Annotated in this window: 19 protein-coding genes; 4 read left to right on the top strand and 15 right to left on the bottom strand. The window is 70.6% G+C overall.

The features are described 5' to 3' along the window. Positions 1-16 precede the first annotated feature (16 nt). Entirely contained in the window at positions 17-1489 is a 1473-nt protein-coding gene (locus AB0I51_RS29650; protein ID WP_362980289.1) for a metallophosphoesterase family protein, read from the top strand. Positions 1490-1619: 130 nt separating this feature from the next. Here the strand turns inward: AB0I51_RS29650 and AB0I51_RS29655 are convergent, their stop codons facing one another. From AB0I51_RS29655 to AB0I51_RS29695, 9 genes are all read right to left on the bottom strand, one after another. Further along, positions 1620-4373 carry a bifunctional YncE family protein/alkaline phosphatase family protein gene (locus AB0I51_RS29655; protein WP_362980291.1) on the bottom strand — a complete coding sequence of 918 codons (2754 nt, stop codon included), beginning with the start codon at positions 4371-4373 and terminating at the stop codon, positions 1620-1622. Positions 4374-4386: 13 nt separating this feature from the next. Beyond that, positions 4387-5739 carry an ABC transporter permease gene (locus AB0I51_RS29660; protein ID WP_362980293.1) on the bottom strand — a complete coding sequence of 451 codons (1353 nt, stop codon included), beginning with the start codon at positions 5737-5739 and terminating at the stop codon, positions 4387-4389. After that, positions 5736-6677, bottom strand: a complete 942-nt coding sequence (locus tag AB0I51_RS29665; protein WP_362980295.1) for an ABC transporter ATP-binding protein — start codon at positions 6675-6677, stop codon at positions 5736-5738. Before AB0I51_RS29665 ends, AB0I51_RS29660 begins: the two co-directional genes overlap by 4 nt. Positions 6678-6799: 122 nt before the next feature. Next, on the bottom strand, positions 6800-7645 hold the full coding sequence (locus AB0I51_RS29670; RefSeq protein WP_362980297.1) for a DMT family transporter: 846 nt from the start codon (positions 7643-7645) through the stop codon (positions 6800-6802). After that, complete coding sequence (locus AB0I51_RS29675; RefSeq protein WP_362980299.1) at positions 7642-8163, bottom strand: YbaK/EbsC family protein; 522 nt, start codon at positions 8161-8163, stop codon at positions 7642-7644. Before AB0I51_RS29675 ends, AB0I51_RS29670 begins: the two co-directional genes overlap by 4 nt. 280 nt (positions 8164-8443) lie before the next feature. Next, positions 8444-8998 carry a cysteine hydrolase family protein gene (locus tag AB0I51_RS29680; protein ID WP_362980301.1) on the bottom strand — a complete coding sequence of 185 codons (555 nt, stop codon included), beginning with the start codon at positions 8996-8998 and terminating at the stop codon, positions 8444-8446. A 39-nt stretch (positions 8999-9037) separates the two neighbouring features. Beyond that, positions 9038-9589 carry a hypothetical protein gene (locus AB0I51_RS29685; RefSeq protein ID WP_362980303.1) on the bottom strand — a complete coding sequence of 184 codons (552 nt, stop codon included), beginning with the start codon at positions 9587-9589 and terminating at the stop codon, positions 9038-9040. Positions 9590-9687: 98 nt separating this feature from the next. After that, positions 9688-11910: an MMPL family transporter gene (locus tag AB0I51_RS29690; protein WP_362980305.1), complete on the bottom strand. Its 2223-nt coding sequence runs from the start codon at positions 11908-11910 to the stop codon at positions 9688-9690. Positions 11911-12040: 130 nt separating this feature from the next. Further along, the gene (locus tag AB0I51_RS29695; RefSeq protein ID WP_362980307.1) at positions 12041-12640 is read right to left on the bottom strand and encodes a TetR/AcrR family transcriptional regulator; all 600 of its coding nucleotides are present in this window, start codon (positions 12638-12640) and stop codon (positions 12041-12043) included. Between the two features lie 165 nt (positions 12641-12805). Between AB0I51_RS29695 and AB0I51_RS29700 the strand changes: the two genes are divergently transcribed. Then, positions 12806-16048 (top strand): S41 family peptidase, encoded by a 3243-nt coding sequence (locus AB0I51_RS29700; protein ID WP_362980309.1) that lies wholly within the window; start codon positions 12806-12808, stop codon positions 16046-16048. 128 nt (positions 16049-16176) lie between these two features. Here AB0I51_RS29700 and AB0I51_RS29705 read toward each other — a convergent pair whose 3' ends face one another. The 4 genes from AB0I51_RS29705 to AB0I51_RS29720 all read right to left on the bottom strand — a co-directional run bounded on the left by AB0I51_RS29705 (position 16177) and on the right by AB0I51_RS29720 (position 19775). Next, a complete protein-coding gene (locus AB0I51_RS29705; protein ID WP_362980311.1) occupies positions 16177-16374 on the bottom strand; it encodes a hypothetical protein in 198 nt (65 codons plus the stop codon). An 85-nt stretch (positions 16375-16459) separates the two neighbouring features. Continuing rightward, positions 16460-17347, bottom strand: coding sequence for an SDR family oxidoreductase (locus AB0I51_RS29710; RefSeq protein WP_362980312.1), 888 nt, complete (start codon positions 17345-17347; stop codon positions 16460-16462). Next, positions 17344-18279: an alpha/beta hydrolase gene (locus AB0I51_RS29715; RefSeq protein ID WP_362980314.1), complete on the bottom strand. Its 936-nt coding sequence runs from the start codon at positions 18277-18279 to the stop codon at positions 17344-17346. The genes AB0I51_RS29710 and AB0I51_RS29715 overlap by 4 nt, the downstream gene beginning before the upstream one ends. Beyond that, a complete protein-coding gene (locus AB0I51_RS29720; protein ID WP_362980316.1) occupies positions 18276-19775 on the bottom strand; it encodes an NAD(P)/FAD-dependent oxidoreductase in 1500 nt (499 codons plus the stop codon). The genes AB0I51_RS29715 and AB0I51_RS29720 overlap by 4 nt, the downstream gene beginning before the upstream one ends. Positions 19776-19930: 155 nt before the next feature. Here AB0I51_RS29720 and AB0I51_RS29725 point away from each other — a divergent pair, with 155 nt between their 5' ends. Beyond that, a complete protein-coding gene (locus AB0I51_RS29725) occupies positions 19931-20611 on the top strand; it encodes a MerR family transcriptional regulator (protein WP_362980318.1) in 681 nt (226 codons plus the stop codon). A 15-nt stretch (positions 20612-20626) separates the two neighbouring features. On the opposite strand, the gene AB0I51_RS29730 is transcribed toward AB0I51_RS29725, so the two are convergent. After that, complete coding sequence (locus tag AB0I51_RS29730) at positions 20627-21430, bottom strand: exodeoxyribonuclease III (protein ID WP_362980320.1); 804 nt, start codon at positions 21428-21430, stop codon at positions 20627-20629. A gap of 68 nt (positions 21431-21498) precedes the next feature. Here AB0I51_RS29730 and AB0I51_RS29735 point away from each other — a divergent pair, with 68 nt between their 5' ends. Further along, on the top strand, positions 21499-21975 hold the full coding sequence (locus AB0I51_RS29735; protein ID WP_362980322.1) for a GNAT family N-acetyltransferase: 477 nt from the start codon (positions 21499-21501) through the stop codon (positions 21973-21975). Between the two features lie 153 nt (positions 21976-22128). Here the strand turns inward: AB0I51_RS29735 and AB0I51_RS29740 are convergent, their stop codons facing one another. Continuing rightward, complete coding sequence (locus tag AB0I51_RS29740; RefSeq protein ID WP_362980324.1) at positions 22129-24213, bottom strand: hypothetical protein; 2085 nt, start codon at positions 24211-24213, stop codon at positions 22129-22131. Positions 24214-24399 lie beyond the last annotated feature (186 nt).

Consider the following 24399-nt stretch of genomic DNA (forward strand, 5'->3'; position numbering starts at 1 on the left):
GGGGCAACAATGGGGTATGCGCTGCTGCTTCTCGGCTCCCCTCGCGGCCCTCGCCGCGCTCCCCACTCCCTACGACGTCCTGCGCTCCGGCACGCTCCTCGCCCCGGCGCTCCTGCGTGCCGCCCAGGCCCGTCCCGGGCGCGGCGGATACCGCCAACTGGCCGCCGTCCACCTGGAGTTGGTCACCCTCACCGAGGACAGCGCCATCATCACCTGGCACACCCGGATACCCGGCACCGACGACGGCTTCGGCCACCCGCTCCCCGCGGTCACCGAGGGCGAGGTCGTCTACGGCACCCACCCGGCCCGGCTCAACCGCGTCGCGGCCGAGGACCGGCCCACCGCGCACCACCAGGTGGAGCTGACCGGCCTGGAACCCGGGCAGACCTACTACTACCGGGCCCGCTCCCGGGGCGTGACCGCCGTACCGACGCCGTTGCAGCACGTGCGCGGGAACGCCGTCGGCACCTCGCGGCACGGCCTCGGCTCCCTGACCGGCACCTACTCCTTCACCACGCCCCAGCCCCCGCCGGGCAGGCATCTGCTGTCCATCGCCCTCTGCAACGACCTGCACCTCGGCGAGACCACCGCGGGCCGCATGGCGGGCTTCCCGCTGCTGCGCGGGGTGTCGCAGGCGGCGGGCCTCGCCGCCTATCCGGAGATCATGACCCGGGCCCTGGTCGAGGAGGCCAAGCGGCGCGGGGCGGACGTCCTCCTCGCCGCCGGGGACATCTCGGCGGGCGGGTCGCCGCAGGACCTGGCCGAGGCCAGACGCATCCTGGACGGCTTCGGCACGCTCGGCCGGGACTACCTCGTCGTACGCGGCAACCACGACCGGGCGGGGAGCTCCGCCGACACGTTCCACGAGGGGTTCCGGGAGGGCTTCGGTGACGGGCCCGGGTACTTCGCGCATGATCTGGGCGGGCTGCGGATCATCGGGCTCGACACATACGCCAAGACCGGCAACGGCGGTGACGCGGGCGGGCTCGGCGAGGAGCAGCTGTCCTGGTTCCGGGCGCGGCTCAGGGCCGAACCGGACCGGCCGACCGTCGTTTTCGGTCACCATCCGCTGACGGTACGGGACTCTGTGTTTCCGGTGACTCGGGGGCAGCAGCTGGATCGGCGGCAGGCTCGGGCGATCGTCGACGCGTATGCCTCGGCGCCGGGGGTCTTTCTTCATCACGCGGGGCACACCCACCGCAACAAGAGGACGACCCTGGTGCGGGCGCCGCATGTCGTGCAGCAGGAGGTCACCGCCGCGAAGGACTATCCCGGCGGGTTTCTGCTGCTGCGCGTGTACTCCGGGGGGTATGCCCTCAACCACTACAAGGCCGGTGGGATCGAGGCGCGGGAGTGGGGGGAGCGGTCTCGGCGGGTGGCTGGGGGGTTGTGGCCGCACCATGCGCTGGGGCGGGCGGCCACGGACCGTAACAGCGTTCGGGCCCATGACCTGTCCGGTGTGGGCTCGTTGGGGGTGTCCGTTGCCTGAGTCGATCGGGTAGTCGGTCGGCTGCTGCGCCGTTGGGGCTGGGCGCGCCCACGCGGCGGAGCCGCATATTGATACAGCCCCGCGCCCCTGAAGAAGGCCCTGCGGGCCTTCTTCAGGGGCGCCGCGGGTGTCAGCCGTCGTTCTCCGGGGACGGGAGGTAGGCGCCGGGGACGTCGTTCGGGGCATAGAGCTTCTTGTCGCCGGGGTAGGGCTTGGTCCAGTTGTGGGTCTGGTACCAGGTGTAGCGGTTCATCTGGGTCGGGTTGGCGTAGTCGGGGACCGCGTGGGGGCCTGTCAGGCGTTGGTGGGACGCCCAGGTCTTCCACTGGGCCGCGAGTGCCTTCTCGGCCGCCGGCACGGAGACCGTCGTCGGTGCCGCTGCCGCCTTGGTGTCCTGGGGCGCCGGGGTGTCCGAGCCGCAGGACGGCTGGGGGCTCACGCCGAGGGTGAGGGAGGTCCGGTTGGGGACCGCCGTGAACGGGGTGTCGTCGGCCTTGCTCGTGAACGCGCCGTACATCGGGGTGGCCGCGCTGTCGAGCTGGTTCATCGGGTGGATGCCGAGGATCTGCTCGATCGTGCGGACCATGGTGATCTGCGAGTAGTAGTGGTCGTCGACCGTGTCGTGGTTGGCGTACGGGCTGATGACCTGGACCGGGGCGCGGTGGCCGTCGACGTGGTCGAGGCCGGCCTGGGAGTCGTCCTCGACGACGAAGATCGCCGAGTCCTTCCAGTAGCTGCTGTGGGTGATCCTGTCGACCATCCGGCCGACCGCGAGGTCGTTGTCGGCGACCTCGGCGGCGGCGTTCGCCGGGCCGCCGGTGTGGTCGTTGGAGAACCAGAACATGTTCAGGTTCGCCGGGCCGTTCTTGTCGAAGTCCTGCTGCCAGATCTGCTCTTTGTAGATGTCCGGCACGTCGAGGTCGAACAGCGGGAAGCCCTGCACCGACACGTCGTTGAGAGAGGGGATCGCCGAGCCCGTCTTGATGGGGTAGGCGGTCCGCGCTCCGGTCGCGGCCATGTTCTTGCTGTCGCAGTACAGGTTCTGCCAGGTCGCGCCCGCCGGTTTGGTCTCCAGTGACTGGAACTCGCCGAAGTCCTTGACGGACTTGCCGGCCGCCTGCGCGCCGGTCCAGATGAACCCGGACTTCTGGTGGCCCAGGACGTCGTTCTCGGTGTCGTAGCTGCGCGTGTACTCGCCGGCCGAGGACTCGGTGTACTCCGGGTTGTCCGACTGCATCAGCCAGTTGTGGCCCTCGGCGGAGTTGGTGCCGATGTCGTAGAAGTTGTCGTAGAGCCCGAACTGCTCGGCCAGCGCGTGCTGGTTGGGCGTCACGTTCTCGCCGAACTGGGTGAGCGAGGCGTTGCCGTTGCCCTGCGGGAGGTCGCCGAAGACCTGGTCGTAGGTGCGGTTCTCCTTGACGAGCAGGAAGACGTGCTTGATCGTCGAGGGGTCGCCGAGGCGGGCGGGGACCGGCACGGCCTTCGCGCGGCTCTTGCCCTTGGCCGTGGTGACCGAGCCGGGCGTCCAGCCGTTCTGCTTGAAGACCTTGGCCGTCTGGGACCTGACGGTGAGGTCGCCGGGCAGCGTGAACTGCGTCAGGCTCGACGTCGTGTCGTGCGTGTTGTGGCCGGCGGCGTCGGGGCGGAGCGCGTCCACGCCACGGGTGTTGGCGACGACGACCTGCTTGCCGATGGCCGTGATTCCCGAGGGGAAGTAGTCGGTGGGGAGCAGGCCGACGTAGCGGGCGGGCTGCTGCGGGGAGCTGTAGCGGTAGACGGCGACCGCGTTGGCGCGGCCGAGCGTCACCAGCAGCCGGCCGTCGTCGGTGAGCGTCACCGCGTTCGGCTCGTAGCCGACGGACGCCTCGGGCCACGGCTGGGTGGCGATCGTCTGGACGACCTTGTCCTTGCGGGTGTCGATGACCGAGACGCTGTTGTCGGCGGTGTTGGTGACGAACACCGCGCCCTTCTTGGCGTACACGGCGGTCGGGTGCAGTCCTACGGCGATGGTGCCGACGGCAGCGGACGGGTCGGCGGTGTCGATGACGCTGACCGTGCCGGTGGTGCTGGCGCCCGTCTTGGGGTTGGCCGGCACGTCGGTGCCGTAGGAGTTGATGGTGGTGTCGCCGGCCTTCGCCGGGCGCCCGCCCTCGTTGCTGACGTACAACTTGCCGTCGACCATGGCGATTCCGCGCGGGGCGGTACCGACCGACCAGGTCTGCTCGATGGTTCCGGTGGCCGCGTCGATGGCTACGACCTTGTTCTGGCCGTTGACCGCCGAGTAGACGGTGGAGCCGTCGGCGGAGAACACGGCCGCGCCCACGAGTGCCTGCTTGGTGCCGTCGGCCGCGATCGGGACGGCCGTGGGAGCGGAGAGGGTTCCGTCGTCGTTGACGGTGAACTTGGTGTAGCCGCCTGCCTGGCCCAGCCACAGCTGCTTGCCGTCGGGCGAGTAGGTCGGGCCTTCCTGGCCGACGGCGCCGCTGCTGATGCGCAGGTCGTCCGCCGTGCTGGTGCCGATCTTCTGCTTGATCTGACCGGTAGTCAGGTCCATGACCACCAGAGAGGCGTCGCCGTCCGCGATCGAGGCCGCGAGGTGGGTGCCGTCGGGGCTGACCGTCGACGACATGATCTTGCCGTCGTTGATGACGGTGCGGTTGCCGTACGGCTTGATGTACTGGTCGCTGGAGATGACCTGGCCGTTGGCCGTGGTCTGGCCGACCTGCTGGGTGCCGAACTGGTATGTCGAGGCGACCGCCGTGCCCGTGACACCGAGGGCGACGGCGATACCCGTCGTCACCAGCAGTGCCCGGCGGCCGACGTGTCTGCCGAAGAGGTTGACCTGTTTCTTCTCGCTGATCCGACGCTGGCGGATTACCTGCACGGAACTGTTCCCTTCACTGGGTGTCGAGCAGCTCGACGTTGCCGTCGAACTGCCACAGCGGATTCGGGGCGTCACCGGTCGAAGTCCGCACCAGGAAGTAGCCGTTGACTTCCTTGGGACCGTCGCCGTCCGCCACGAACCGCCCGTCCGAGGTGATGTCGAGCTGATAGATCGCCGATCCCGTGACCGCGACCCCGGGGAGGTGCCAGCTCACGACGCAGCGCCAGTCGTTGCCCGCCCCCTCCTGGGCGGCCTGGCCGTCGCTCTTGGTGCACGCCGCCGAGGTCCGCAACCGGGCCTCGGTGACGGCGGGCCGGTGGAGTTGGCGCGTCTGGAGGCGGTAGAGGTGGGCGAAGACGGTGGCGAGGGACTTCTGCACCTTCGCCTGCTCGACCCCGGAGCCCGTCGACGGCGTCGCCACGGCGACCACCCCCACGGTGACGGCGGTCAGCGCGGCCAGCGGCAGCAGACCGAAGGTGAACGCGCGGCGCCCGGAGCCGTCGTAGGCCGGGTTGGTGAAGTCCCGCCGTACGAACAGGAGATGGGCGAGGACGGTGGCGAGCACCGCCCACGCCAGGCTGACCGCGACGGCGATCAGGAGCGGGGCGAGCTGGGCCGGGCCGGTGAACAGTCCGTTCCAGGCGATGAAGGCGTAGCCGGGCAGCGCGAGGCGCACGGCGACGGGCAGCGGCAGCATCTGCGCGACCTGCATCGCGAGCGCGACCAGCACGGGCAGCAGCAGCCCCGTGGAGGACCGGCCGAGCGCGACCGACCCGAGGAGTCCGATCGCGGCGAGAGCCAGGGTCGGGGCGAGGGCGCAGAGCCAGGCGAGCAGGACCTTGCCGGCCGCGTCCCCCGGTGCCAGCAGACGGCCGTCGAGGCCGACCAGCGGCTGGTTGCCGACCGCGAGGAGCCCGCCGACCGTACTGGAGACGGCAAGCCCCGTCACCAGCGCCAGGATGACGGTGACGCTGGCCAGCGCCTTCGCCACGAAGATCCGCGCCGGCGAACGGACCGCGACCAGCAGATGCCGCCAGGTGCCGAGCCGGTCCTCGGCCGCGAACACGTCACCGGCGACGAGCGAGGTCAGCAGCGGGAGCGCCCAACTGCCCGCGAACCCCAGCATGACCAGCGGCCCGGCCCACCCCGTGGCGTGCATCCAGCGGCCGAAGAGAGTGTCCGAGGGGAGGGTGCTCTGCCCGCTCACCCCGGCGACGAAGAGCGCGGGCGCGACCCAACAGGCGAGGACCAGCAGCCGGATCCGCCATTGCGAGACCAGCTTGACGAGTTCGAAGCGGTAGCCGCGGGCGACGGAGACGCGGGGGGCCGCGGCGGTGTGTTCCGCGACGGCGGTTGCGGTGCTCATCGGTCGGCCTCCTGCTGCTCGGTGAGCGCGAGGAACGCGGCCTCCAACGGCGATACCACAGGGGCGAGTTCGCGGACCGCGACGCCCGACCGCACAAGCTGGGCCACCAGTTCGTCGAGGGCGGGTGTCAGTGCGCGTACGACGAGCACCTCGGCGTCCTGCCGGACGACGCTGTCGTCGACGATCCGGATGCCGGCGGTGTCGGCGGCGAGCCGGCGCGCGGCCCCGGGGTCGGACGTCCGCAGCCGGTAGTCGAGTTCACGGCTCTCGGCGGCCAGCTTGCTCAACGGCCCGGAGAACACGACCCGTCCGGTGGCGAGGATGGTGACCTCCGAGCACAACGCCTCCAGGTCGTCCATACGGTGGCTGGAGAGCACCACACCGGTTCCGTCGGCGGCGAGTCTGCCGAGCACCCCGTGCACATGTCTCTTGCCCGCCGGATCAAGGCCGTTGGACGGTTCGTCGAGCACGAGCAGCCGGGGTCTGGTGAGCAGTGCGGCGGCGAGCCCGAGCCGCTGACGCATCCCGAGCGAGAACCCGCGGGCCCGGTCGTCGGCGACATCGGTGAGCCCGACCTGGTCGAGCACGTCGTCGATTCCCGCCGTCCGCGCGTCATGGCCGCGCAGCGCGGCCAGCGCGGCGAGGTTCTGCCGGGCGGTGAGCGAAGGGTAGAGACCGGGGCCGTCCACGAAACCGGCGACACCGTCGGGGGCGGCGAACGCCCGCCCGACCTGCTGACCGAGGATCTCCAGTCGCCCGCTGTCGGCGACGGCCAGCCCCAGCAGCAGACCGAGCAGGGTGGTCTTGCCCGCCCCGTTCGGCCCGACCAGACCGTGGATCTGTCCCTGCGTCACGTCGAGGTCGACGCCGTCGAGCGCGACGACATCGCCGAAGCACTTGGTGATCCCGCCGGCCCGGACCGCGTGGAGTGTCTCCATGAGCCCCTTCTCTCCCGAATCCTCAGGGACCCTAGGGGCACCACACACCACACACACAGACAGCCGTCTGAACGCCCATGGAACGGATCGTCAAGTCGTCGGCAAGCCCGGTGAAGAAACGGTCAACCCGCCCGCAGCATCAGCCCGATCCCGGCCACCAGCACCACGGCGGCGGCGATCCTGGGCGCCCCGAACCGCTCCTTGAAGAAGACCGCGCCGATGGCCGCCCCGACGATGATCGACGACTCTCGCAGGGCGGCGATGGGTGCGAGGTCCGCGCGGGTCTGGGCCCACAGGACGAGTCCGTACGCCACCACGGACAAGGCGGCTCCGAGAAACCCGACGGCGGCGAACGGCCGTAGCTCCGAGAGGAGTTGACCGCGTCGGAGGTAGAGGGCGTAGGCCGGGATCATCCACCCCTCCGCCGCCATCAACCAGGCGATGTACCCCAGCGACGACCCCGAGGCGCGTACCCCGAGCCCGTCCACGACGGTGTACGTGGCGATCGACAGCCCCGTCGCCAACGCGGCCCCGATCGCCGCCCAGTTGGGTCGCCGCCCGCGCATCCCCCACAGCGCGACACCGGTCAGCCCTGTGCACGACAGCGCGATACCCGCCGCCGCCCACCCGTCGGGCACCTCGTGCGCGAAGACGGCGGCGAAGACCGTGACGACGAGGGGCGCGGTGCCGCGCGCGATCGGATAGGCCTGCCCGAAGTCCCCGAGCCGGAACGACTTCATCAGCAGCAGTGTGTAGGCGAGATGGATGAGCGCGGAGGCCCCGATGTACGGCCACGCGCCCGCGTCCGGAAAGGCCGTGAACGGCACGAGGGCGAGCCCGATGACCGTCCCACCGCCCGTGATGAGCGTGAACCCGACCAGCTTGTCGGTGATTTGGTGCGCGAGGGCGTTCCAGCAGGCGTGGGTGACGGCGGCGAGCAGGACGGCGGCGGCGACCAGTGGGGTCACGAGATCTGCTCGCGCACGTCCACCAAGGTGGCGCCGGCGTACGCGACAAGTTCCTTCGGTTCCATGGGAAACACGGCATGCGGATTGCCTGCCGCGGCCCACACGACGTCGTGCGCGAGCAGCGAGCGATCGGCGAGGACGCGGGTCTTCGTACGGTGTCCGAAGGGCGGCACGCCTCCGATGGCATAGCCGGTCGTCTCCCGTACGACATCCGCCTTGGCCCGGGTGACTTTCTCGACGCCGAGCTCCTCCCGAACCCGCTCCACGTCGACCCTCGATGCCCCGTCCATCAGCACCAGCACCGGTACCCCGTCCGCTGCGAAGATCAGGGACTTGCAGATCTCACTCAACTCGCACCCGATCGCGGCGGCGGCCTCTGCGGCGGTGCGGGTCGCGTCCGGGAAGCGCCGGATGCTGCTGAGGAGTTCCCCGACTCCCAACTCCCGCAGGGCTTCGGCGAAACGAGGGTTGGCGCCCGAGTCTGGGTCCTGGGTGTTTTCGCTGGCGTTCGTGGTCATGTACGGCACGCTAGCGGGGGGTGTACTGGGCCTGCGACTGAGTTCTGCGTCCGCAACCAGCGGAGCGGAAGCGCGTCCGCGTCTCGCCGGCACGCCGCGTCGGCTCAGCGGCCAACCGCGATTGGGTGGACCCCCAGGGGGCTGGTGGCGGGTCTGAAAAAGTGTGTCACTTTGGGTGGAAAGTGACACACTTGTCCAGACCCGCAGCTCCGTGCACTCGGCAGCCACCGCACGGGAACCTCTCCCGCCAGCCGGTCCTCCACCGACCGCTGGGCCGAGGTCAGGTTGTGAGGTCGACGTCCTTCGTCGTGTCGACTCCTGCCGTGCGGCCGGGGCCGGTGTGGTACTTCCAGTAGAGGTTCGTGTGGGCTATGACCTGCTCCGGCGGCGGCGCACCCCACTGGCTGAGGTCGGTCGTGGTGTGGGCGTCGCCGACGAGTGTCACGTCGTAGCCGCGCGTGAACGCGCTGTGGAGTGTGGAGCGGATGCACTGGTCGGTGGACGCGCCTGCCACGACGAGGCGTCCGACCTGGGCGGCGGCCAGTACCTCTTCCAGGGTGGTGTCGTCGAAGGAGTCCGGGTAGAGCTTGTGGATCAGGGGTTCCTGGTCGCCGGGGGTCAGTTCTGGGACGAGCTGCCAGCCCTCGCTGCCCTTCGGTACGTTCTCGTCGGAGTGCTGGACCCAGATGACCGGGACGTCTTCCTCGCGTGCCCGGTCGGCGAGTGCGGCGATGTTGGCGACGACCGCGTCGCGCTCGTACGCGTCGCCCACGACGGCGACCTGGACGTCGATCAGCAGGAGTGCGGTGTGGGGCCGTTCTGCGAGTGTGGTCATGCTCAACACGCTAGTCCGGCCCACTGACATCGGCCCGGTTCAGATCGGCCTGAAGCTCGGTTCCACGGATTCCGGTTCATCCGGTTCATCGAGTTCATCCGGATCGAACTCGTCGTCCGGGTCCACGTCCCGCAGTCGCTCGACGAAGTCGAGGACGAACGCGGTGAACGGCCCCTCGAAGACCTCCAGTTCCAGGGCGTGGCTGTCGGTGACGACCTTCCACCGGTCGGGGTCGGGGTCGCAGGGCCAGAAGAAGTGCTCGTTGCCGGAGTGGTCGTAGCCCCAGGAGATCAGGCCGCCGGGTTCCGGGTGGACGGGGAAGGTGTGCAGGTCCGGGGCGCGGCGCCGGGCCGCGGCGCGCCTCTCGTGGATCTGGCGCATCCGGTCCAGGAGCGGGCTGTTGCCGCGTGGGTGGAAGACCACCAACTCGTCGCAGATGACGCCCGTGCCGTAGGTGTCGAGGAACGTCTTGAAGTCGGTGGGCAGTGGTGAGGCGACGTACGCCTCGGTCTCGGTCCAGTCGTCGGCGGACGGATTCCTTGTCTCTGGCGACGGGCCGAGCAGCCGCACCAGTTCGTCCAGTGCTGTCACGGCCGTAACCCTGTCACCGACGCGATCTGCCGCGCCACCCGAACTCGGTGGCGCGGCAGATCAGTTGTCCGGCGCCTCAGTGCCTCGCGGCAGCCGCCTCAGGCCCGGACCAACTCCCGGTCCTCGTCGGGATCCGAGTCCTTGGAGTCGAGGGCGCGCAGGCCCTCGCCCTCGACATCGACGTTGGGCAGTACCCGGTCCAGCCACTTCGGCAGCCACCAGGCCCGCTTGCCGAGCAGTGCCAGTACCGCCGGGACGATCGCCATGCGGACGACGAACGCGTCGAAGAGGACCGCGACCGCCAGGCCGAAGCCGATCATCTTGACCATGGACTCGCTGGAGGTGATGAAGCCTGAGAAGACCGCCATCATGATGACCGCCGCGGCCGTGACGACCCGGGCGCCGTGCTTGAACCCGGTGACGACGGCCTGGCTGGGCCTCTCTCCGTGGACGTACGCCTCGCGCATCCGGGTCACGAGGAACACCTCGTAGTCCATCGCCAGGCCGAAGACCACGCCCACCAGGAAGATCGGCATCATCGACATGACCGGGCCGGTCTCCTCCACGCCGATCAGGCTCGCCAGCCAGCCCCACTGGAAGACGGCGACGACCGCGCCGAGCGAGGCGAGCACGCTGAGCAGGAAGCCGAGGGCCGCCTTCAGCGGGACCAGGATCGAGCGGAAGACCACGATCAGGAGGAGGAAGGCGAGGCCGACGACCAGGGCCAGGTACGGGATCAGGGCGTCGTTGAGCTTCTGCGAGAAGTCGATGTTCATCGCCGTGGTGCCGGTGACCAGCACCTGCGCGTCCGTGTCGGCCTTGATGCCGGCGCCCTCGCCCCGGATGGAGTGCACAAGGTCCTCGGTGGTGACCGACGACGGCTTGGAGTCGGGCACGACGGTGATCGTCGCGGTGTCGCCGGCCTTGTTGAACATGGCCGGACTCACCGAGACCACGTCGTCGAGCTTCTTGATCTTGTCGGTCACCTCGGTGGCGGCGGCCTTGGGGGCGTCGCTGTTCTTGGCGTCCACGACGATCATCAGCGGGCCGTTGAACCCGGGACCGAAGCCCTCCGCGAGGAGGTCGTAGGCCCGTCGCTGGGTGGTGGACGTAGGCTGCGAGCTGTCGTCGGGCAGGCCCAGCTGGAGCTGGCCGGCGGGCAGCGCGATCGCGCCGAGGCCGAGCACGCCGAGGATCAGGACGGCGGCCGGACGCCGTACGACGAAGCTCGCCCAGCGGGTGCCCATGTTGGGCCTGGCCGCCTTGGCCGCCTCCTTGGCGCTGCCGCCGCCCAGCCACTTGGCCTTCTCGCCGGTGGGCCTGATCCTGCGGCCCGCGTAGCCGAGCAGGGCCGGGATCATGGTCAGTGCGATGAGCACCGCGACCACGACCGTGCCCGCGGCCGCCACGCCCATCTTGGTGAGCATCGGCACGTTGACGACCGCGAGTCCGGCCAGGGCGATGACGACCGTCAGACCGGCGAAGACCACCGCCGAGCCTGCCGTGCCCACGGCCCGGCCGGCCGCCTCCTCGCGTTCGCGGCCCTCGGCCAGCTCGGCCCGGTAGCGGGACACGATGAACAGCGCGTAGTCGATGCCGACGGCGAGGCCGATCATCAACGCCAGCGTCGACGTCGTCGAGCCCAGGTCCAGCGTCTTCGCGAGGGCGGTGATCGTCGAGACGCCGATGCCGACCCCGATGATCGCCGTCAGCAGCGGCAGACCGGCCGAGACCAGCGAGCCCAGGGTGATCAGGAGGACGACGGCGGCCAGCGCGATACCGATGATCTCGCCGACGCCCATCTCCGCGGCGGCCTGGAGCGCGTCACCGCCGACGTCCACGGTCAGCCCGGCGGCCCGGGCCCGGGCCGCGGTTTCCTCCAGGGCGTCCTTGCTGGAGTCCTTGAGTTCCATGCCGGCGACGTCGTACTTCACCGAGGTGTAGGCGACCGTCCCGTCCTTGCTGACGGCGTTCGTGGTGAACGGGTCGCTGACGGAGACGACCTCGGAACCGTCGGCCAGCTCCTTCACCGTCTTCTCGACGGTCGCCTTGTTGGCGGCGTCGGTCATCTTCTCGCCGCTCGGCGCCTTGAAGACGACGCGCGCGGTGGCGCCGTCCGAACTGGAGCCGGGGAAGCGCTGGTCCAGCAGGTCGAAGGCCTTCTGGGCCTCGGTGCCGGGGATGGAGAAGGAGGTGGAGCCCGCGGCGGGCGCGCTGGCCGCGCCGACTCCCGCGAGCGTCAGCAGAGCGATCCATATGAGGGCGACGAAATGCCGTCGCCTGAAGGCGAGCCGGCCGGCTTTGTAGAGGAACGTGGCCACGAGGGCGTACTCCAGGTCAGGTCGTGGGGTTCTTCGGGGCAGGTGTGACCGGCCGGTTGGGGACACGGCTGATCGGCCCGACGACGTGAGCGGTTACGTCAGGTGGGCTTGCTGGGTGTTGTGGGGTGTGTCAGGTGGTGGGTGCGCCCAGTGCGGGGAGCACTACGGCGTCGATGTACGAGGTCAGATAGGCCTTGGTCGGCGGCAGATCCTCGATCACCGTGCGGGTGGCGAAGGCGCCGATCATCATGTGCACCACGAAATCCAGCGCGGGGCAGTCCGCGCGGACCTCGCCCCGGTCGACTGCGCGCTGCATGACGACGCGGAACTCTTCCATCTCCGGTTCGACGAGCAGTTCCCGGAAGGCCTGCAGCAGGTCCGGGTTGTTGTGCGTCGCCATGGCCAGACCCCGCATGAGCGCGGAGTTCTGCTCGATCCGGCAGTCGTCCTCGCGGGCCACCATGGCGTGCATGTCGCCCCGGAGTGTTCCGGTGTCGACATCGGTGGGCCGGCCCGGCTTGCTGTGCCGCACCGCTTTGGCCACCAGCTCGGCCTTGCCGCCCCACTGGCGGTAGAGGGTCGCCTTGCTGGAACGGGTGCGGGCGGCCACGGCGTCCATGGTGAGGGCGTCGTAGCCGACTTCACGGAGCAGGTCGAGCACGGCCTCGTACAACTCGGCCTCGCGCTCGGGTGTGATGCGACTGCGACGCGCCGTTGCGACTTCAGTCATGCGACTCACCTTCCAGCTCCGAACGACACGGTTTCGTACATGACGAATGTAGCGCACCCTTCTGCGAAACGAAACCGTTTCGTACGTGTACTGGGTCACCAGCCGGGTCACCTCGGTGATTTTTCACAAGTTGCTCCGGTCCGTCCCGCGGAAAAGCATAGGGACGTGAGCTATCTGCGCCTGCCGCACCTCAACGGAGACCTGCTGAGCTTCGTGGCCGAGGACGACCTCTGGCTGGCCCCTCTCGACGGCGGGGGCCGCGCCTGGCGCCTCACCGTCGACCGCACCAAGGTCGGCCACCCCCGCTTCTCCCCCGACGGCCGCCACCTCGCGTACACGACCTGGCGGAGCCTGGTCCCGGAGATCCATCTCGTCCCGGTCGACGGCGGACCGGGCCGCAGACTCACCTACTGGGGCAGCGCCGACACCCAGGTCTGCGGCTGGACGCCCCCCGACAGGGAAGGAAACTCCGACATCCTCGCGGTGGCCTCGCACGGCGAGCCGTTCTCCTATTTCACCTGGGCCCACAAGGTCCCCACCGACGGCGACCCCGGCGGCCGGCTCCCCTGGGGCCCGGTCTCCGACATCCAGCTCGCCGACATCGACGGCGAACACCGGACCCTCCTCCTGACCGGCACCCCACCCCACGAACCGGCCGCCTGGAAGCGCTACCGGGGCGGCGCCATGGGCCGCCTCTGGCTGCACGGCCGCCGTCTCCTCGCCGACCTCGAAGGCCATCTGCACTCCCCGATGTTCGTCGACGGCCGCATCGCCTTCCTCTCCGACCACGAGGGCATCGGCAACCTCTACTCCTGTTCCTACGACGGCTCCGACCTGCGCCGCCACACCGACCACGACGCCTTCTACGCCCGGCACGCGGCCGGCGACGGCACCCGGGTCGTGTACCAGTGCGCCGGTGACCTGTGGATCGTCGACGACCTGTCGGCGGCCTCCGTCCCGCGCAAGCTCGACGTCCGCCTGAGCGGCCCGCGCGCCGGCCGCCGTACGTACCAGGTCCCCGCCGCCCAGCACGTCGACGGCATCTCGGTCGACGAGACGGGCCGGGCGAGCGCCGTCGTCGTCCGCGGCAGCCTGTACTGGCTGACCCACCGCGACGGCCCGGCCCGCACCATCACCGACACCCCGGGCGTACGGGTCCGGCTCCCCGAGATGCTCGGCTCGGGCGGACAGGTCGCCTACGTCACCGACGCGGACGGCGAGGACGCGATCGAGATCGCCTACCTCCCCCGCGCCACCGGCGACCGCGCGCCCCGCCGGCTCGCCTCCGGCGAGGTGGGCCGGGTACTGGAGCTGGTCTCGGACCCGGCGGGCGAACGCCTCGCGATCGCGGCGCATGACGGACGGCTCCTGCTCCTCGACGCGACGGAGGACTCCAACGGCGAGGTCACAGAGCTCATTTGCTCCATCAACGGGCCGGTACGGGACCTCGCCTTCTCCCCCGACGGCAGCTGGCTGACCTGGTCCCACCCGGGCATCGGCCGCTCGCTCCGCCAGATCAAGATGGCCCGGATGAAGGACCGTCTGATCGTCGACGTCACCAACGGCCGCTTCGAGGACGAGAATCCGGTCTTCACCAGGGACGGCCGCTACCTCGCCTTCCTCTCCTGGCGCGGCTTCGACCCGGTCTACGACGTCCACACCGGCGACCTGTCCTTCCCGCTCGGCTGCCGCCCCTACCTCGTGCCCCTCTCCTCCGCCACGCCCTCCCCCTTCGCACTGACCCCGGAGGGCCGCCCGGCCGCCGGTGGCCTCGACGCCGCGGAGGACGACGAGGGCGCGGACGGCGCGGTGACGGTGGAGGTGGAAGGGCTGGAGAGCAGGGTCACCCCCTTCCCGGTCTCGGCCTCCAAGTACTCGGCGCTGTACCCGGTTTCGGGCGGCGGCCTGGTCTGGCTGCGCTGGCCGATCTCGGGCGCGCTGGGCGAGACCTTCGCGAATCCGGACGACACCAGCGGCCGCCCGACCCTGGAGTACTTCAACATCAGCAAGGCGAAGAAGTCCGAACTCGTCGACCACCTGGACTGGTTCGCGGTGAGCGGCGACGGCTCCCGGCTCGTCGTGGTCGACGAGGACGAGCTGCGAGCGGTCCCCTCGACGGAGTCCGGCGACGGCGACTCGACCGTGTGGATCGATCTGCGCCGCATCCTGCACGAGGCCGACCCGCCCGCCGAATGGCGCCAGTCCTACGAGGAGGCGGGCCGCCTGATCCGCGCCCACTACTGGGACCCGCAGATGTGCGGCATCGACTGGGACGCGGTCCTCGACCAGTACCGCCCCCTGGTCGAACGCGTCGCGACCCCCGACGACTTCGCGGACCTCCTCCGCGAAGTCCTGGGCGAGCTGGGCACCTCGCACGCCTACGTCACCCCGTCCCGCCGCAACGAGGGCCCGCCCCACTACCAGCGCCGCCAGGGCCTGCTGGGCGCCAACCTGGTCCGCAGGGAGGGGGGTTGGACGGTGGCCCGCATCCTCCCCGGCGAGTCCTCCGACTCAAAGGCCCGCTCCCCGCTGGCCGGCACCGGCATCCGCGAGGGCGCGGTCCTGACACACGTGGACGGCCGCCCGGTGGACCAACTCACGGGCCCCTACCCCCTGTTGGCGGGCGCGGGCGGTACGACGGTGGAGCTGACCTTCACTCCGGCGGAGGACGAGGGCAGAGCGCGCCGCGTCGCCGTGGTCCCCCTCATCGACGAACGCCCCCTCCGCTACCAGGACTGGGTGGCCAAACGCCGGGCGGTGGTACGGGAGTTGAGTGGCGGCCACTGCGGCTACCTCCACATCCCCGACATGGGCGGCTCCGGCTGGGCGCAGTTCAACCGCGACCTGCGCCTGGAGGTCTCCCGCCCCGCCCTCATCGTCGACGTACGCGGCAACGCGGGCGGCCACATCAGCGAACTGGTCGTGGAGAAACTCACCCGCACGATCCTCGGCTGGGACCTGACCCGCAACGCCCAGCCGGTGTCGTACGCCTCGAATGCCCCGAGGGGCCCGGTGGTTGCGCTGGCCGACGAGGCGACTTCGTCGGACGGCGACATGATCACAGCGGCCTTCAAACTGCTCAAGCTCGGTCCGGTGGTCGGCCAACGCACCTGGGGCGGAGTGGTCGGCATGACCGGCCGCCACCAACTCGGCGACGGCACGGTGATCACGGTCCCGATGAACGCGGCCTGGTTCGACGCCTACGGCTGGTCGGTGGAGAACAGGGGCGTGACTCCGGACCTGGAGATCCTCCGCACGCCGTTGGACTGGGCAGAGGGCCGCCACGCCCAGTTGGACGACGCGATCAAGCTGGCGCTGGACCTACTGGCCATCCACCCGGCGGCAACACCGCCGGACCACTCAGCCGTCCCGGACCGCTCCCGCCCCAAACTCCCGCCCCGTTCCTGAGGAACGGAGGGGCGAATTCCTTAAGGGGCGCGGGGAACTGCGCGCCCAGCCCCCACCGACCCGCACCCAACAAACAACGAAACGTGGGGCGCCCCAAACACAGGGCGCCCCACGCAATCAGGCCTCGACTAAACGTCGTAGTCCTGATCCATCCGGTCCTCTTCACGCTGCATGCGCTCGGAGGTCTCGTCCCGCTGCTGACCCCGCTCAGGCATCTCGTCCCGCTGCGCGCCGCGCTCCCCGCGCTCGCGCCCCTGGCCCGCCTTCTCCTTGGCCTTGTTCGCGAGCTCTTCGGCCTTGTCCTGGAACTGGTCCTTCATACCCATGTGGGTTCACTCCCGTAGTGGGGGGAAACGGCCCTTGACCGGGCCTCGACCAGATTCACACGACTGATCACCCCCCGCATCTCGATCAGTCACCCTCCGTGACACGAGCCGCCTCATCGGCCGCCCCACCTGCACCGACAAGCCCGGACCGCATCCCTTCCAGCCGCGCCCCGAACCGCCGCATCTCCCGCTGCCCCACCGCCCCGATGATCCCCGGGAGATACCCGCGCACGCCCTGCGTACTCCGCAGCCACCCCTGCCCGTACACATGGCTCGACCGCCGCTCGATCCCTGCGACGATCCGGTCCACGGCCGGCCCCAGCGGATACGTCTTGTTGGCCGGCCACGGCAACCGCTGCCGCAACTCCCGCATGACGTCGTCCTGATCGGCCCCGCGCACCATGTCCGTGTCGGTCCACGACAGATAGCCGACGCCGACCCGTACGCCCTTGTGGCCGACCTCCGCGCGCAGACTGTGCGCGTACGCCTCGACGCCCGCCTTGGAGGCGCAGTACGCGGTCATCATCGGCGCGGGCGTGATCGCGGCCAGCGAGGCGATCTGCAGCAGATACCCGCGGCTCTCCATCAGCACCGGCAGGAACGCCCGCGCGGTCACGGCCGATCCGATCAGGTTGACCTCGATCACCCGCCGCCACGCGCCCGGGTCGGAGTCGACGAAGGGCCCGCCGCTGGCGACACCCGCGTTGGCGACGACGATGTCGACCTTCCCGAACCGCTCCTTGACCTCGGCGGCCACCCGCACCATCGCCTCGTGGTCCGTCACATCGGCGTACCAGTGGCCGCTGTCGGTGTGCAGCCGCTCGGCGACCTGCTTGAGCACGTCCGGCTCCAGCCCGACCAGCGCCACCTTCGCGCCGCGCGCGGAGAGCTTGCGGGCGAGCAGCTCGCCGACGCCCCGCGCGGCCCCGGTCACGACCGCGACCTGCCCCTCCAGGCTCACCCTGTTGCTCATGCGCCCTCCTTGACCTGATCGCTGGGGTCCAACTCGACGTAGGTGGCGGCCAGTTCGCGGATCTTCCCGCTGACCAGCTCGGGCGCCTCGACGGGGGTCATGTGCCCGAGCCCCGTCAGCTCGGTGCTCCCGACGCACTGCGGCAGCGCGGCGATCAGCGCCCGCGCGTGCACCGGCGGTGTCATCCGGTCCGCCGTACCGACGACGACGGCCGTGGGTATCGCCAACTCCCGTACGCCGTGGTCGAGATCGAGGGAGTCGAGAACCTGCGACCACGCGTGCCGCACGGTCCTCGGACACGCGTGCACGATCCGCGCGCACGCCTCGACCATGTGCGGCGCGGAACCGGGTCCCATCGTCCCGTACTTCAGGATCCGGCGCGCGGCGGGCGTGACCGGCCCGAGCGGCGCCCGTGTCCCGAGGACCTTCCGGGTCAGCCAGGTCCGGGTCCGCCCGGCCCGCATCGGCACCACGAGCGACTCGTCGACCAGCCGCGAACTGCCCGTACTGCACAGCAGCACGGCCACCGCGTGCTCCCGGAACCGCGCCCGCCCGGCCGCCGCCAGCACGGTCATCCCGCCCATGGAGTGCCCCACGATCACGGCCTTCTCACCGGGGGTGAGAGTCGCTTCGAGTACGGCTTCCAGGTCGTCGGCGAGCGCGTCGGTGCTGTAGGTGAGGGCTGCCGGGCTGCGCCCGTGCCCGCGCTGGTCGTAGACGACGACCCGGTGGTCGACCGCCAAGTCCCTTGTCTGCGCGGCCCAGAAGGCCGTGGAGCAGGACCAGCCGTGCGCGAGGACGACGGCCGGTGCGCCCTCGGGGCCGTGCACCTCGACGTGCAGCCGTGAGCCGTCGGCCGAGGTGACGGTGAGTTCGCGGACGGGGACGGGCGGGGCGTAGGGCCCGGACGTGACGTGCAGGAGACGGCTCATACGGCGGCCTCGGCCTTCTTCTCGGCGGGCGCCCGTACGACCTCGTACTCCGCGAGGTGCACGCGCCGGGTGGCCGTGCGGAACTCGGTGGTCGTGCCGGGCCAGATGGTGGTGTTGCGGCCGTTGGCGTCGAGGTACCAGCTGGTGCAGCCGCCGGTGTTCCACACGGTCCGCTTCATGCGTTCCTGCACACGCTGGTTCCAGTCGTCCACGGCGGCGGGCCGGGCGTCGAGGGCGACGCGTCCGCCGAGGACGTCCAACTGCCGTACGTAGTCGGCGAGATAGTTCAGCTGGGACTCGATCATCAGGATCATGGAGGAGTTCCCGAGGCCGGTGTTGGGCCCGATGATGGTCATCCAGTTGGGGAACCCGGCCGCCGAGGCGCCGCGCAGCGCCTGCATTCCGCCCTGCCAGGCCTCGGCCAGCGTCTGTCCGTCCGCGCCGACGACCCGGTCGGCGATCGGCATGTCCGTGACGTGGAAGCCCGTACCGAACACGATCGCGTCGACCTCGGCCGTACTGCCGTCGGCACCGACCACGGTCGAGCCGCGCACCTCGCTCAGCCCGCTGGTCACGACGTCGACATTGGGCTGGGCGAGGGCCGGGTAGTAGGCGCTGGAGAGCAGGATGCGTTTGCAGCCGATGCGGTAGTCGGGGGTGAGTCTGGCGCGCAGGGCGGGGTCCTTGATGGAGCGGGCCATGTTGCGTTTGGCCAACTGCTCCACCATTCCCAGCTCGTTGGGCCGCTTGGTGAACGCCTGGACCTGCAACTCCCGCAATCCCCACAGGAGTCCGCGGCGGGCCTGGGTGGTGAAGGGCAGCGCGCGGTGCAGGGCGCGTTCGGCGCCGCTGATGGCGCGGTCGACACGGGGCATCACCCAGGGCGGGGTGCGCTGGAAGAGGGTGAGGCGGGCCACCTCGGGCTGGATCGACGGCACGATCTGGATCGCGGAGGCGCCGGTGCCGACCATGGCGACGCGCTTGCCGCGCAGGTCGTAGTCGTGGTCCCAGCGGGCGGAGTGGAAGACCTTGCCGGGGAAGGAGTCGAGGCCCGGGATGTCCGGGATCCTGGGGTCGGAGAGCGGTCCGGTCGCGGAGACGACGAGGTCGGCCGAGTACGAACCGCTGCTCGTCTCGATGTCCCAGCGCAGCCGCTCCGCGTCCCAGGTCATCATCTTCACTTCGGAGTTGAAGCGGATGTGGGGGCGCAGCCGGAAGACGTCCGTGACGTGCTCCAGGTAGCCGCGGATGTGCTCCTGCCCGGAGAAGGTGCGCGGCCAGTCGGGGTTGGGCGCGAAGGAGAACGAGTACAGATGGGACGGTACGTCGCAGGCGCACCCGGGGTAGCTGTTGTCCCGCCAGGTCCCGCCGACGCTGTCGGCGCGCTCCAGGACGACGAAGTCGGTGACGCCCTCGCGCCGCAGCCGCACCGCGGCCCCCAGCCCGCCGAACCCGGACCCGATCACCGCCACCCGCACATGCTCGTGTTCGGTCATCCCTGCCCCTCCATACGACCCACCGACCGCGCCAGTGAACACTGGCGCAATCGGAGCGTAGAGCAGCTCCGTACTCATGGGTAGGGGTCGGTACGAGGACGTTTACATCTGCGGCTGCCGCCGCGGGTACCTGGGGTACGACGTAGGGTGCGTGCGTGGCGGAGAAGGCAGACCAGAAGCGCGAGTACCGCATGGAGGAACTGGCCGAGCGGGCCGGCATCACGGTGCGCACCCTGCGCTTCTACCGCGAGCGCAAACTCATCCCCCCGCCGCGCCGGGAGGGCCGTATCGCCTGGTACGACGAGACGCACCTGGCCCGCCTGCGCACGATCTCGGCGCTCCTGGAGCGCGGCCACACCCTCAACGGCATCGCGGAACTGGCCGAGGCCTTCGACCACGGCCGCAACGTCGGCGAGCTGCTGGGCCTGGGCGCGCCCACCGAGGAGACCCCGGTCCGGCTCACCCCGGAGGCCCTCGCCGACTACTTCGGCGACCAGGCGACCCCGGAGAACTTCGCCGCCTCGCTCGAACTCGGCTACCTCGGCACCGACGGCAGCGAGATCGTCCACATCAGCCGCCGCCTCCTCGACGTCACGGCCGCGCTGGTCCGCGAGGGCATCCCCCTCGCCGACGTCCTCGACGCGGGCCGCCGCGTCCGCGAGCACACGGAGTCCCTCGCCGAACTCTTCGCCGACCTGGTCCTCGCGCAGGGCGGCACACCGGAGGACCTGCAACGGCTGCGGCCGCTGGCGAAGAGCGTGGTGGAGGCGGAACTGTCGATGGCGATGGACCGGCGACTGCAAGGCGGTCGCCACCAGGGTCCTCAGAGGCCGTAGCCGACCGTCACAAGGTCAGAGGTCGTAGACCACGGTCACCGGCGCGTGGTCCGACCACCGCTCGTCATGCGTGGCCGCCCGCTCGACATACCCCTTGACCGCCTTGGCGGCGAGCCCCGGCGTCGTCACGTGGTAGTCGATGCGCCATCCGCTGTCGTTGTCGAAGGCCCGCCCCCGGTACGACCACCACGAGTACGGCCCCTCCACGTCCGGATGCAGCGCCCGTACGACATCGACGTACGCCCCGTCCGCCGCGTCGAAGACCCGGCTCAGCCACTCCCGCTCCTCCGGCAGGAACCCGGAGTTCTTCTGGTTGGCGCGCCAGTTCTTGAGGTCGGCGGGCTGGTGGGCGATGTTCCAGTCGCCGCAGACGAGGACCTCGCGGCCGTCGGCGGCGGCCCGCTCGCGCAGGTCCTTCAGATGGGCGAGGAACTCGTCCATGAAGCGGATCTTCTCGTCCTGCCGCTCGGTGCCGACCTCGCCGGAGGGCAGGTAGAGGCTCGCGACCGTGACACCCGGGAGGTCTGCCTCGACGTACCGGCCACTGCCGTCGAACTCGGCCGATCCGAAGCCGACCCGGACGCGGTCGGGCTCGCGGCGGGTGTAGAGGGAGACGCCCGCGCGGCCCTTGGCGGCGGCCGGCGCGTGCACGACGTGCCAGCCCTCGGGGGTGCGGACGTGCTCGGGCAGCTGCTGCGGCTCGGCTCGCACCTCCTGGAGGCAGAGGACATCGGCGGAGGTCCCGGCGAGCCACTCCACGAAGCCCTTCTTCGCGGCGGCCCGCAGTCCGTTGACGTTTGCTGAGGTCACAGTGAGCACTCCGGCACGATACCGGCACACTGGGCGGAGTCCGGATCCCCCTTTCGATTAGGTATACGATTTTTCGCATGAATATCCGCACCGTTCCTTTCGACCACCCCGACGCCGTGAAGCTGAACGACGAGGTCCAGGCGGAGTACCACGTCCGCTACGGCGACGGCGGCGACTCCACCCCGCTCGCCCCGACGGACTTCGAACCGCCGCGCGGCGTGTACTTCATCGCGTACGACGCCAACGACGACCCCGTCGCCACCGGCGGCTGGCGCTCCCAGGACGCCAACGGCGAGGGCCACGAGGACGGCGACGCCGAGCTCAAGCGGATGTTCGTGATCGAGCAGGCGCGGGGCCGGGGCCTCGCCCGCCACATGCTGGCCGCCCTGGAGGAGAACGCCCGCGCCGCCGGCCGCACCCGCATGGTCCTGGAAACCGGCACCAAGCAGCCCGAGGCCATCGCCCTCTACACGTCCAGCGGCTACGAGCCCTGCGTGAAGTTCGGCTACTACCGCCACTTCGACGACAGCCGGTGCTTCGCCAAGGCACTGTGACCGGGGACGCCGGTCGGCTGCTCGGGCAGGTGACCACCAGTTCGCCGGCTGTCGTGCCCTTGGACCGGCCCTACAGGACCCGCCCCGGCACCTCCCGCTCACACGGGGTCCCGGCGTCCGCCACGGGGCCGTACCTCACGGGGTGGGACGGGACTACGGCCGGCTCCCGGTGAGCGGCAGTGCGAGAACTCCGCGGCCGTGTCCGACGATCAGGTCCGAACCCGCGGCGGCCAGCGAGGTGAGCGCCACCTCCAGGGTGATGTGCCGCACTGTTCCGGTCTCCGGTTCCCACACCCGCAGGGCGCTCAGGAGTCTGCTGCCGGTGACCAGGACCGAGCGTCCGCCGTCCAGTGTGGTGGCGGCAATGAGCGGCAGGCCGGCGGTACCCGTCGAGGACGGCAGGGCGTCGCCGACCGGATCACCGGTCACGAGGTCCCACAGGATGACCACACCCTGGTCGTCCCCGCTGGCCAGCACGGTACGGCCCTGTGCCGTCACGGCCGCCACCGTCACCGCCCGGTGGTCGGCATCGCTGAGGGCGTGTTTGCCCAACTGCACGGCCGCGCCTCGTTCCCAGGGGTCGTGGACGGCCGGATCCCACACGTGCACGCGGCCCCCGGTGTCCGCGGCGGCGATCAGCGTATGGCCGTCGGAGATCGGGACGGCGGCGATCGAACGGATCGGACTGCCATAGGGGTTGAGGCTCCCGACGGATTCTCCGGTGGCCGGGTCCCACAGGCGGACCGCGCCCCGGGAGGTGGCGGTGACGAGCAGGGTCCGGCCGTCGGGGACGGTCGCGACGCACATCCCGATCACCTCGCCGCGCCGGTCGCCTCCGGCGGCGAGTTCACGGAACTGCCGGCCGGTGGCCGGATCCCACAGGGTGATCGCCCCTGTCCCGCCTCCGGTCGCCAGAAGGACACGGCCGTCGGACAGGGGCAGGGCCGTCATCGACCGGACGCGGTCCGGACGGGCCGCCAGCGGGTCGTGGACGGGCCGGCCGTCCGCCGGATTCCAGAGGCAGACCCCACCCTGTTTGCCGGCACCGGCGACGAGCGTCGGCCGACCGGGGCCGGCCACGACCGCAAGTGAGTCGACGCCGGCGACGGCAGGGGGCGGGGAATCAGTGAACTCGGTATCGGAGAACGCGGCATCCGAGAACGCGGGATCAGAGAACACCACCAGCCGGCCCCACGGTCTGCCCTCGGCCGCGAGCAGGGCACTCCCGTCCTGCCGGAGCCGGGCCGGCACCTCGCCGGTACGGTCGGCCGCCGCCGACGTCACCGTGGAAGCCGGTCCGCCGGCAGCCGTCGGCTCCCCGCTCTGCTGGTTCTGCGGCTGCGCGCCGTCCGGGTTCTCCGCCAGGCCGTCGGCGATCGTCCAGGTCCGCTCGCAGTTCCAGCACCGGAACTGTCCGGTGAGCAGCATCAGTTGACGGGCCCGTTCCGCCCCGGCCCCCTGCGGGGTGCCCGTGGCCGCGACCATGCCGGCGACCAGGGACAGGACGGCGGGTCCCGGCGTCTCGGCGGGTACCCCGGCCGCCGCGACGTCACGTGCCACCCGCAGAAAGGGCTCCCATCCCTCTCCCAGGGCGTCCTCCCGCAATACCGCGGCGACCTCGCCCCAGGGGTGTTCCCCCGGTCGGGCGAGGACCGGATCGGACAGCCCCGGTGCTTCAAGAGGCGGACGCTCCGAGTCCACGAAGAACTCGGGGATCTCGGTATCGCCGCCGCACCCGGGACACACCACCCCGAGGTGCCCTTCCTGCGGCGCAAGAGACCACAACGCCGTGGCGATGTGGTGGCCGGCGAAGGCGACGCAGGACAGCGCGAGGAAGACGCAGACCTCGGCCGGGGCACCGACGGCGAGGAGGCTCCGCAGGGCCGACTCCTCGGCCAGCCGGAGCGCGGCGCCGAACCCCGCTTCCAGATCGGCCGGGACGGGGGGCCGGTCCTCCGCGGTCACGATGCATCCCAGGTCCACCCAGAAATCCGCGGTCTGTCCCGGCGGCAGGGCCGCTGCCGCCTCGACGAGATACGGCAGGGCCGCATAGGCCCCGTCGGATACGGTCCCGTCGTCCAGCAGACCTCCGGCCAGGTCGGTCCAGGTCTGCCGCCACGCATCGCCGGTCCCGGTGACAGAGGGGGAGGCGGAGGTGGAGGCAGCGCTGGAGGCCGTGTCGAAGACAGCGCTGGAGGCCATCTGCTGCAGGAGTACCTCCACCTCCTCGGCGGTCACACCGTCGAGCTCACGCCAACGAGGGCTGTGCAAGGGCAGTTTGGGAATCATCGAGTGGGGCTCGCAATCAGCGCCGGCGGTAGGGGGCGAGGGTCTGGCGACTGCCGCTTCCGGCAAGCCGGCCGGTGCGTACGTCGGTTGGGATGCCGTGGCCGGGCGGACGAGGTGGCGTGTGGTTCGGCAGGA

It is taken from the genome of Streptomyces sp. NPDC050549 (genome assembly GCF_040655035.1).
Classification (GTDB): Bacteria; Actinomycetota; Actinomycetes; order Streptomycetales; family Streptomycetaceae; genus Streptomyces.

Bases quoted from the DNA above. Each gene is read 5' to 3' on its own strand.
- AB0I51_RS29650 (WP_362980289.1), top strand. From the start codon at position 17: ATGCGCTGCTGCTTCTCGGCTCCCCTCGCGGCCCTCGCCGCGCTCCCC.
- AB0I51_RS29660 (WP_362980293.1), bottom strand. From the start codon at position 5,739: ATGAGCACCGCAACCGCCGTCGCGGAACACACCGCCGCGGCCCCCCGC.
- AB0I51_RS29665 (WP_362980295.1), bottom strand. From the start codon at position 6,677: ATGGAGACACTCCACGCGGTCCGGGCCGGCGGGATCACCAAGTGCTTC.
- AB0I51_RS29675 (WP_362980299.1), bottom strand. From the start codon at position 8,163: ATGACCACGAACGCCAGCGAAAACACCCAGGACCCAGACTCGGGCGCC.
- AB0I51_RS29680 (WP_362980301.1), bottom strand. From the start codon at position 8,998: ATGACCACACTCGCAGAACGGCCCCACACCGCACTCCTGCTGATCGAC.
- AB0I51_RS29695 (WP_362980307.1), bottom strand. From the start codon at position 12,640: ATGACTGAAGTCGCAACGGCGCGTCGCAGTCGCATCACACCCGAGCGC.
- AB0I51_RS29705 (WP_362980311.1), bottom strand. From the start codon at position 16,374: ATGGGTATGAAGGACCAGTTCCAGGACAAGGCCGAAGAGCTCGCGAAC.
- AB0I51_RS29710 (WP_362980312.1), bottom strand. From the start codon at position 17,347: ATGAGCAACAGGGTGAGCCTGGAGGGGCAGGTCGCGGTCGTGACCGGG.
- AB0I51_RS29715 (WP_362980314.1), bottom strand. From the start codon at position 18,279: ATGAGCCGTCTCCTGCACGTCACGTCCGGGCCCTACGCCCCGCCCGTC.
- AB0I51_RS29720 (WP_362980316.1), bottom strand. From the start codon at position 19,775: ATGACCGAACACGAGCATGTGCGGGTGGCGGTGATCGGGTCCGGGTTC.
- AB0I51_RS29735 (WP_362980322.1), top strand. From the start codon at position 21,499: ATGAATATCCGCACCGTTCCTTTCGACCACCCCGACGCCGTGAAGCTG.